The organism is Elusimicrobia bacterium HGW-Elusimicrobia-1 (genome assembly GCA_002841695.1).
Lineage (GTDB): Bacteria > Elusimicrobiota > Endomicrobiia > PHAN01 > PHAN01 > PHAN01.
Genome location: PHAN01000019.1, coordinates 24,045 through 32,458 on the forward strand (window position 1 = coordinate 24,045; position 8,414 = coordinate 32,458).

At 53.8% G+C, this 8,414-nt stretch carries 9 protein-coding genes and 1 tRNA gene; all 10 read left to right on the forward strand.

The genetic code is table 11. The features are described from left to right. Positions 1-36: 36 nt before the first annotated feature. The 10 genes from CVU77_08300 to CVU77_08345 all read left to right on the forward strand — a co-directional run bounded on the left by CVU77_08300 (position 37) and on the right by CVU77_08345 (position 8,273). Positions 37-387 (forward strand): hypothetical protein, encoded by a 351-nt coding sequence (locus CVU77_08300; protein PKN00831.1) that lies wholly within the window; start codon positions 37-39, stop codon positions 385-387. A 118-nt stretch (positions 388-505) separates the two neighbouring features. Beyond that, positions 506-578: transfer RNA gene (locus CVU77_08305), tRNA-Ala, on the forward strand. Between the two features lie 68 nt (positions 579-646). Then, the gene (locus CVU77_08310) at positions 647-2,281 is read left to right on the forward strand and encodes a hypothetical protein (protein ID PKN00832.1); all 1,635 of its coding nucleotides are present in this window, start codon (positions 647-649) and stop codon (positions 2,279-2,281) included. A gap of 32 nt (positions 2,282-2,313) precedes the next feature. Further along, a complete protein-coding gene (locus tag CVU77_08315; protein PKN00833.1) occupies positions 2,314-3,135 on the forward strand; it encodes a glutamate racemase in 822 nt (273 codons plus the stop codon). Continuing rightward, the gene (queD, locus tag CVU77_08320) at positions 3,128-3,508 is read left to right on the forward strand and encodes a 6-carboxytetrahydropterin synthase QueD (GenBank protein PKN00834.1); all 381 of its coding nucleotides are present in this window, start codon (positions 3,128-3,130) and stop codon (positions 3,506-3,508) included. Before CVU77_08315 ends, queD begins: the two co-directional genes overlap by 8 nt. 31 nt (positions 3,509-3,539) lie before the next feature. Beyond that, positions 3,540-4,223, forward strand: a complete 684-nt coding sequence (gene queC, locus CVU77_08325) for a 7-cyano-7-deazaguanine synthase QueC (protein PKN00835.1) — start codon at positions 3,540-3,542, stop codon at positions 4,221-4,223. Further along, positions 4,210-4,974, forward strand: a complete 765-nt coding sequence (locus CVU77_08330; GenBank protein ID PKN00836.1) for a hypothetical protein — start codon at positions 4,210-4,212, stop codon at positions 4,972-4,974. Before queC ends, CVU77_08330 begins: the two co-directional genes overlap by 14 nt. A gap of 2 nt (positions 4,975-4,976) precedes the next feature. Next, the gene (locus CVU77_08335; protein PKN00837.1) at positions 4,977-6,269 is read left to right on the forward strand and encodes a hypothetical protein; all 1,293 of its coding nucleotides are present in this window, start codon (positions 4,977-4,979) and stop codon (positions 6,267-6,269) included. A 170-nt stretch (positions 6,270-6,439) separates the two neighbouring features. Next, the gene (locus tag CVU77_08340) at positions 6,440-6,901 is read left to right on the forward strand and encodes a hypothetical protein (protein ID PKN00838.1); all 462 of its coding nucleotides are present in this window, start codon (positions 6,440-6,442) and stop codon (positions 6,899-6,901) included. Next, positions 6,882-8,273 carry a hypothetical protein gene (locus tag CVU77_08345; GenBank protein ID PKN00839.1) on the forward strand — a complete coding sequence of 464 codons (1,392 nt, stop codon included), beginning with the start codon at positions 6,882-6,884 and terminating at the stop codon, positions 8,271-8,273. Before CVU77_08340 ends, CVU77_08345 begins: the two co-directional genes overlap by 20 nt. Positions 8,274-8,414 lie beyond the last annotated feature (141 nt).

An 8,414-nucleotide genomic window follows, 5' to 3' on the forward strand; every position in this document is an offset into this window, starting at 1 on the left:
GTATAATCGGCTAAAGAATCCGGAGGTTGAAAGAATATGCAGATGGAATCATTGGAAAAAGAATTTAAAGAGGCGTTGTCCAGCGGCGAGCAGATCCTCGGCGCTCTTTCTAAAAAGTTTTTCCGCGCGGTCGACGTTCTTAAAGGGGATATTATTTATGGCGCGCGGCTGGGCAGTCTTAAACTCAAGGAGCAGTCCTTAAATCGCGCCAAGGCCAGAGTTCTCTATGCCATAGGGAAAATAATTTACAAGCAGTATCTCAGGGGCGAGATTAAGGACGAGGGTCTCAAGAAACTTTGCGAACACTACGGCAAGCTCGAAGAAATATCCAGAAAATATTACGGCGCAGAGAAAAAAATTAAAAAGAATATAAAATCGCCGATATAAAAATAAGGATTAAGTGGTAAGTATGTAGCGGGCGAATTGCTATTCGCCGAATTTGTGGGATGGCAATCCCATCGCTACCGACGAAGTGGGCGACTTAATTCTTAATTCTGTGTTTTACGGGGCAGTAGCTCAATTGGTAGAGCGTCCGCTTGGCGTGCGGGAGGTCAGGGGTTCAAATCCCCTCTGCTCCATTTTTTTATTTCAAAGAAACGGCGGCGGCCCGGGAAAAATCCGTCTGTCGTGTAAATCCCCCGAATAAGTGTGGAAACGCGTAAACTTCTCTCTTGCCGTCATTGTTCCTGCGGCGCTTGTACTGCTGCTCTTGTCCCCCCGTCCGCTTTTTTCTAAAAATCGCGCGTTATTTATCTACGAAGGCGGTGCCTCTCACGACGCTGCTCTGCTCGAATTTTCCCGCCAGAAATATATTTCATTCAACGACCTTGCCCGAATATATCATCTGTCGCTTTCTTTCCGGCCCGTCTCGGGTAAAGTGAGTTTAAGCGCGTACAACCGGCGCGCGGATTTTATAATAAATTCCGACCGCTACAGCTTATCCGGTGTGTCCAAACGGATGCGTCTTCCCGTGCGGCTTTCGCGCGGCATGGCGTACATCAGCGTCGATTTTCTTTCGTCCGATGCCTTTGCCGATTTTACGGAGACGGAAACTCTCAGTTATCCGGATACGGGCACCTATGTGGTGTCCGTAAGGCACAATGTGCTGCCGGCCAGATTTCACTCGCGGTCCGACGGCACCAAAATATTAATAGGCACAAAAGACGGCGCGGCGCTTTCGGCCAATAAACTCTCCGCCGGCCGCCTTACTCTTGAATATTCCAGGGGAAGAGTTATAGAAGAGTCCGTGTCCGTGGATGACGGAATGGTCAGAGAGATCCGCCATTCCAATAAGGGGCGCACGGCGTTCGTGGAGATATTTTTGAGTGAAAATGCCTCGGCTCCCGCGGTGACAGTTTCCGACGACGGCACGACCGTAGTTTTCGTTCCCCGCTCGATGATGGCTCCCGCTGCGGCGGTGATGAGCGCCCTTGCGGAAGAGACATCATCGTCTACCGACCCCGCCGTCTCGCCTTCGCCCGAACTAACCGCTTTTTTGGTATCGACCGCCGTCACCGCCGCCGCGTCCGCTCCGGTTGCGGTCAAAGCCCGTCCGACCGTCTCATTAAGACCGGCTACGCCCACCATAGGGAAGCCCAAAACCAGAATTGTGCTCGATGCCGGACACGGCGGAGAAGACCCGGGCGCCGTAGGATCCAACGGCACACTTGAGAAAGACGTCAATCTGGCCATAGTGCTGGAACTTCAGCGGCTTTTTGCCGACGACGAAAATATCGAAATAATACTGACCCGCTTCGACGACACATTTATTCCTCTGGTCGACAGAACCACTCTGGCCAACGAAAAAACCGCCGACCTTTTCATATCGGTGCATTGTAACGCCTCGATGAAGCGCAGCGGCGGCGGCTACGAGGTTTATTTTCTCTCGGAAACGGCCTCCGATATGGAGGCGATGGCCACGCAGATTTTGGAAAACTCCGTCGTCGAACTCGAAAAAAAGAAAGACAGGAAACGAACCAAGATTCAAGAACTCCTGTGGTCTATGATAGTCAACGAATTTATCAACGAGTCGTCCGAACTCTGCTATCTGACAACCATAGAAATACCCAGAAGAATCAAAGTCGAAAACAGGGGCGTCAAACAGGCCGGTTTTTACGTTTTGCGCGGAGCGCAGATGCCGGCTATACTGGTTGAGTGCGCTTTTTTATCGAACCCTGTCGAAGAGACAAAGCTTCGCAATCCAGCATACCAAAAGCGCATCGCCGACGGACTTTACGTGTCGGTGAAACAATATCTTAAACGCAAGGGCGGAGCCGAGTAAACGAAACCGCGCCCTGCGACGAGGATTTTTATATGGATTCAAGACCTTTGGGAGTTTTTGATTCGGGAGTCGGCGGATTGACGGTAGCAAGAGAAATAATGCGACGCTTTCCGCGCGAAAGCATAGTTTATTTCGGCGACACCGCGCGGGTTCCCTACGGAACAAAATCGGCCGAGACCATAAGGCGTTACTCCGCGCAGATAGCCGATTTTCTGTTGTCAAAAAAAGTCAAGGCCATAGTCGTCGCCTGCAACACCGCCTCCGCGCTGGCTCTTCGAGCGCTGCGGTTAAAGTACAAGCTCCCGATAATCGGCGTCATAGAACCCGCCTGCCGTCTGGCCGTGTCCGGCTCTCGTCGTGGAAGGATAGGCGTTATAGGCACGGAGGCCACCGTGCGAAGCGGGGCATATCCGTCGGCCATAAAAAAGATTTCCTCTCGCGCCGCGGTGACGGCCATGGCTTGCCCGCTTCTTGTTCCGCTGGCCGAAGAGGGACGTTTGAGCGGAAGCATTACGGAAGCAATTCTTAAAGATTATCTCAAGGGAATGACGGGCGGACGACTCGACACTCTGATACTGGGGTGCACCCACTATCCGCTTTTGGCCCCCGCGATTAAAAAAGTCGCGGGAAAAAATATTAAAGTTGTCGATTCGGCCCGAGCCGTGGTTTCGGAACTCGGGAAAATTCTGTCTTCCGGCGGACTCGCCGCCTCGCCCGCAGGAAAACATCCGCCGCACCGTTTTTACGTCAGCGATTCTCCCGACCGTTTTGCGAAAATGGGAAAAAGGTTTCTCCGCGCGCGTTTCAACGCTTCGGTGACAAAAGTGAATCTTAAGGAGGCGGACAGTGTATAAAATATCCGTCGAGGACTCGTTTTCCGCCGCTCACCGTCTGCGCGGCTACAAGGGAAAATGCGAAAAAATGCACGGGCACAACTGGCGCGTCCGTCTGAGTGTGTCAGGGACAGAACTTGATTCCAAAGGTCTGCTGCTCGATTTTTCCGGACTCAAAAAGATGCTCGGAAATATTCTCGCGGCACTCGACCACGAAGACCTGTCCCGCGTTCCGCCGTTTAACAAAATAAATCCATCCGCGGAAAACATAGCCCGCCATATTTTTGACAGAGCCGCTTCGGCTCTCCCGTCAAAAAAATATCCGGGGCTGCGTATCGAGACGGTGTCCGTATGGGAATCCGATAAAAGCCGCGCGGATTACAGCGCCGGATAATCAGGGCAAAAATATTGAAAGCGGGCAAACTTTGAAAAAAAGAAAAGCCATTGTGCTTCTGTCGGGGGGGCTCGACTCGGCCACTTGTCTTTATCACGCGCTTCGACGGGGATATGACGTCGCCTGTCTCGCGTTTGATTACGGACAGCGGCACCGCCGCGAAATATCGTGTTCCCGTCGGATTGCACGCCTCAACGGGCTGAAGTTGTCGGTCGTCAAAACGGCTTTTCCGTGGAATCGCAGTTCCCTTGTGTCGGGCGGCCCGGCTGTAGCCGACGCCGTTGGCGGGATTTCGAGGATACCGTCCACATACGTTCCCGGGCGCAACACGGTTTTTCTTGCGGCTGCGCTTTCTTTCGCCGAGTCAACCGGCGCGGAGCGTATTTTCATCGGAGCCAATGCCGTGGATTTTTCGGGATACCCCGATTGTCGGCCCGCTTATTACGCGGCGTGGAACCGACTTCTGGCTTCTCTTGGCACAAAAATAAAAATCGAAACTCCGCTTCTGCGACTGAAAAAATCAGGGATCATAAAAATGGGCGTTCGGATGGGCGTTCCATACGAGTTAACTTGGTCGTGTTATCGCGGACTGTCGAGGCCTTGCGGCAAATGTGATTCCTGCGCGATCCGCTCCCGCGGTTTTGCCGAGGCGGGTTTCAAAGACCCCGCTGTCGGATCTCGTGAGAGGCAATCTAAGAAAAATGCAAAAAAATAAACCGTCCGGCGCGACGGCTGTTTCGCCGCGCTCGAAAAATCCCGACATCACGGCCCCCGTCAACGAAGTGTTCTTTTCTTTTCAGGGCGAAGGCCTTCGCGCCGGCGAGCCGCAGATATTCGTTCGCTTCGCCGGATGCAATCTCCGATGCCGGTACTGCGATACGCCGTCGGCCCGACATCTTTCCGCCGGAAAAAAAACCGCCGTCGCGGCGCTTGTCCGCAAAATAGCGAAAATCGCGAGCTCCGCGCGTCCCCGTCCCCGCACAATTTCTCTGACGGGAGGAGAGCCGCTGCTGTATCCGGATTTCGTCGCCGCGCTCATCGGCGAACTCAGGAAGCGCAAGTTTAGAGTTTCTCTTGAAACGAACGCCTCTCTGCCCGGAGCGTTTGAAAAACTCGTCCGTCTTGCCGACTATATTTCCGCCGATGTCAAACCGCCTTCGGCCGCGGGTAAAGACCTGTTTGCCGTTTACGCGAAAGCGTTTCCGGCGGCCGCCGGCAAACTTTCGGTTAAGTTGGTTCTCGACGATAAAACCCGCCTTTCCGAAGTTCTGACGACCGCCCGCCTGATTAAAAAATTCGCGCCTGCGGCCGGCCTTACACTTCAACCCGCCACGCCTTCGCGCAATGCCGGCACGGTCGCGCCCGCGAATTTATTCCGGTTTGTCCGCTCCGCCGAAAGTATTCTGGGCGTTCGCCGCGCGGGAATCATTCCCCAACTGCACAAACTTCTCTGGAAGGTAAGATAAATATGGCGACAGTTGCGCCTTTCTGCGGCATAAGATACAAATCCAACAATCTCTCGCGGCTCATCTGCCCGCCTTATGATATCGTATCCGCCGCGCGCAAAAGGGAACTCCTGGCGCATTCCAAAGATAATTTTATATCGGTGGAACTTCCAATGCCGTTCCCGTCTTCGCCCTCGCAAAAAATAAAAAATCTTCCCGGATCATCGCGCGCGCCTTACATCGCGGCCGCCCGCGTTTTCAAAAATATGCTCTCAGGAAATATCCTCGCCCGCGATCCCGATTCGTACTACGTTTATACCCAGAAGTTCGGCGTCGGGTCAAAAAAATTTCGCAGAGACGGCCTTATGGCGGCCGTGCGCCTTGAAGATCCGCGCCGCGGAGATATTTATCCTCACGAAAAAATACTCCCCAAGGCCATCCGCGACCGCGAGTTATTGCTTGATGCCGCGCAAGCGGCGACCAGTCCCGTTTTTTTTCTTGTCGCGTCCGAAGATTTCGGATCATTTATGAAAAAAATCAGGAACCGTTCGCGGCTTGTTTCGCGCGCCGTCCTCGACGGCGTAACGCATGAACTCTCCATCCTCAACCCTCCTGCGGATTTTGTGGCCGAATATTTTCGCGCAAAGCGGCTCTACATAGCCGACGGCCACCACCGTTACGACGTTGCCCTCAGACATTCCCGCCGAAGCCGCAATCCGTCCGCCGGATACACACTGGGATTTATCGCAGGTGCCTTCGAGCGCGGTGTCGTCGTCCTGCCCACGCACAGAATCGCGCCGGTTCCGGTCGATATAATGTCGAGAATCCGGAGTTTTGATTTAATTTCCGCCGCACAATTCAATCGCCTTGCGCGATTGGCCTCCTGTGGCCGCCGCCCTCAGCCGCTTAAAATTCGTTTCCGTCGACGCACTATGTGCTTAGCCCTGAAAAACGCGCGTGCAATAAAAGGAAAGTCGGACGCGCCGCGTTCGCTGGCATTTATGGCGTCGGCTGTTGCCTCCACAACACTGCTTGCGGGCATCGCTCCCGACCAAATGAGATACACCAGTTCGGAACGCGAAGCCGTCCGGGCCGCCGACAAAGAAAATAAACTTGCCGTCATATTCCCGCCTCCGCCTATGAAATCCATTATAGATGTGTCGAATCATAAGTCATATATGCCTCAAAAATCAACCTACTTCTATCCTAAGGCATACGCGGGACTTGTAATATATCCTTTTGATAAAAATCGGGTCGATGCCCACATCTCGCTCAAAATTCAGACAATTGAAAAAGTGTCCAAAATGTCACCCTGAACCCTTCGCCTTTGTCACCCTGAGTGAAACGAAGGGTCTCGCTTTGGCTCAGGGCATGCTCCGTGAAGGGTCTATCTTGTCGTCGAAAGACGGGATTCCTCGCGGAGTTTATCCTGAGGCATTATGAGATTCTTCGCTACGCTCAGAATGACGCCGCCGAAGGACCCAGAATGACGCCGCCTCAAAATTCAGAAAAACAAATGACAACATACAGCATTGCGCTTATCGCCTTTATCGCCCTGGCCGGATTCATCGGCTGGCGTTTCGGAGCTATCAGAATAGCGCTCATCGCCGCCGCTCCGCTTGCCGCCGGAGCCCTTGTTCCGCTGGTTCGCGTTTGGGTTATATTAAAAATAAGTTTTTTCGACGCCAACCCGCAATTTGTTTCCGCCGCTTCGTGGATTTTCTCGCTTGCTCTTATATATCTTGTCGCCGCCATCGTCACAAAAATTGCCGATGCCCTTATGATAGGTTTGATAAACAGAGCGCTCGGCGCGGCGATATTTGCCGCCGCCGCTTTATGGCTGGCGCCTGTCGTGTCTCGTTATATTTCGTGTCCTCCCGATAAAATAGGCAAGGCGCTCTACCCCTCGCGTATCCTTGAAACTGCGGATGTATTCGATAAAAAATAAAAAAATATTTTACGCGACGCGGAATATCGCGTGGTCCGACCCCGCCGATTTTTTCAACGCGTTGCCGGCGGCGTCCTGCTCGTTTTTCATCGACAACGCCGGCGAGTCCGCCGGAGGAACCGTCTCGTACGTATCCGTCGGCGAACCGCTCGAAAAAATAATAATCCCCTCCCCGTCCGATTCTTCGTGCGGACTATTTTTCAAATATCTCGACAAACTCAAAAATATTGTTCCGCCGTCCGGGCCGCCGTTTCCGTTTTCCGGCGGTATGGCCGGATATTTATCGTACGAATGCCTCGTTTTTTTTGAGGACATAAAACTCCGCGCCAAGCCCGCGGCCTCGGCTCCCCTTGCCGCGTTGATGGCCCCCCGCGCCTTCGCGGCCTTCGACGCGTTTTCCCGTCGGGCTTCCCTGTTTTGCGCCGGCGCCACCCCCGCCGCCGCGCTGAAAAATCTCGCAAAAATCAATCTGCCACCCGCCCGCAAATCCGGGACGCTCCTTAATACACCGGCCGCCCCGTCGACGTCTTTGCCTGATTTCACGCCGACATCCTTCGCGCGCGCCGTGCGCGCGGTTAAAAATTACATTTCCTTCGGCGACATCTTTCAGGCCAACATCGCGCGCCGCTGGCGGATGTCCCTGCCGCCCTCGGCCGACGGGCGGGCGATGTTCCTGACGCTCCGGCGCATTAATCCGTCGCCCTACGCCTGCTATCTTAAGTTCGGCCCGACCGAAATAATATCCTGCTCCCCCGAACTTTTGGTCCGCGTTCGCGGCCGCATCGTCGAAACCCGACCCATCGCAGGCACGCGGCCCCGCGGCTCCACACCTGCGGCTGACCATCGTCTATCCGTCGCCCTGCTGGGCAGCCCCAAAGAACGCGCCGAGCACATAATGCTTGTGGATCTTGAACGCAACGACCTCGGCCGCGTCTGTCTGCCGTCGACGATTTGCGTCGACGAAAAAATGTCGCTGGAATGGTATTCCCACGTCACCCACATCGTTTCCAATGTTCGCGGAAAACTCAAAAAAAACATTTCGCGCCGCGATATCCTTCGCGCAATGTTTCCCGGCGGCACCATAACCGGCTGCCCGAAAATCAGATCAATGCAAATCATCGACGAAGTCGAGCCCGTCTCCCGCGGCCCGTACTGCGGCTCCGCCGGATGGTTTTCTCCGACGGGCGATATGGAACTTAACATATTGATAAGAACAATAATAAAGACCCCGCGCCTCGCCGAATTTTACGCCGGCGCCGGCATCGTCGCCGACTCAAATCCCCTGCGCGAATACCGCGAAACATCTCACAAAGCCCGCGCTCTCGCCGAAGCGCTCGGCGTTAAACTATTGGATAAAGGACGTGAAGCGTGAAGCGGGAAGCGTAAATCGTGAAGGGTGAAGAGTAGTTTTCCTTTAACCCTTCCCCTTTACCCTTCACGATTTACGTTTTTTCTTTTCGTAACAACTTCGTAACAATTATTTTGTATAAATACTTGTGTTCGGACTCATCGG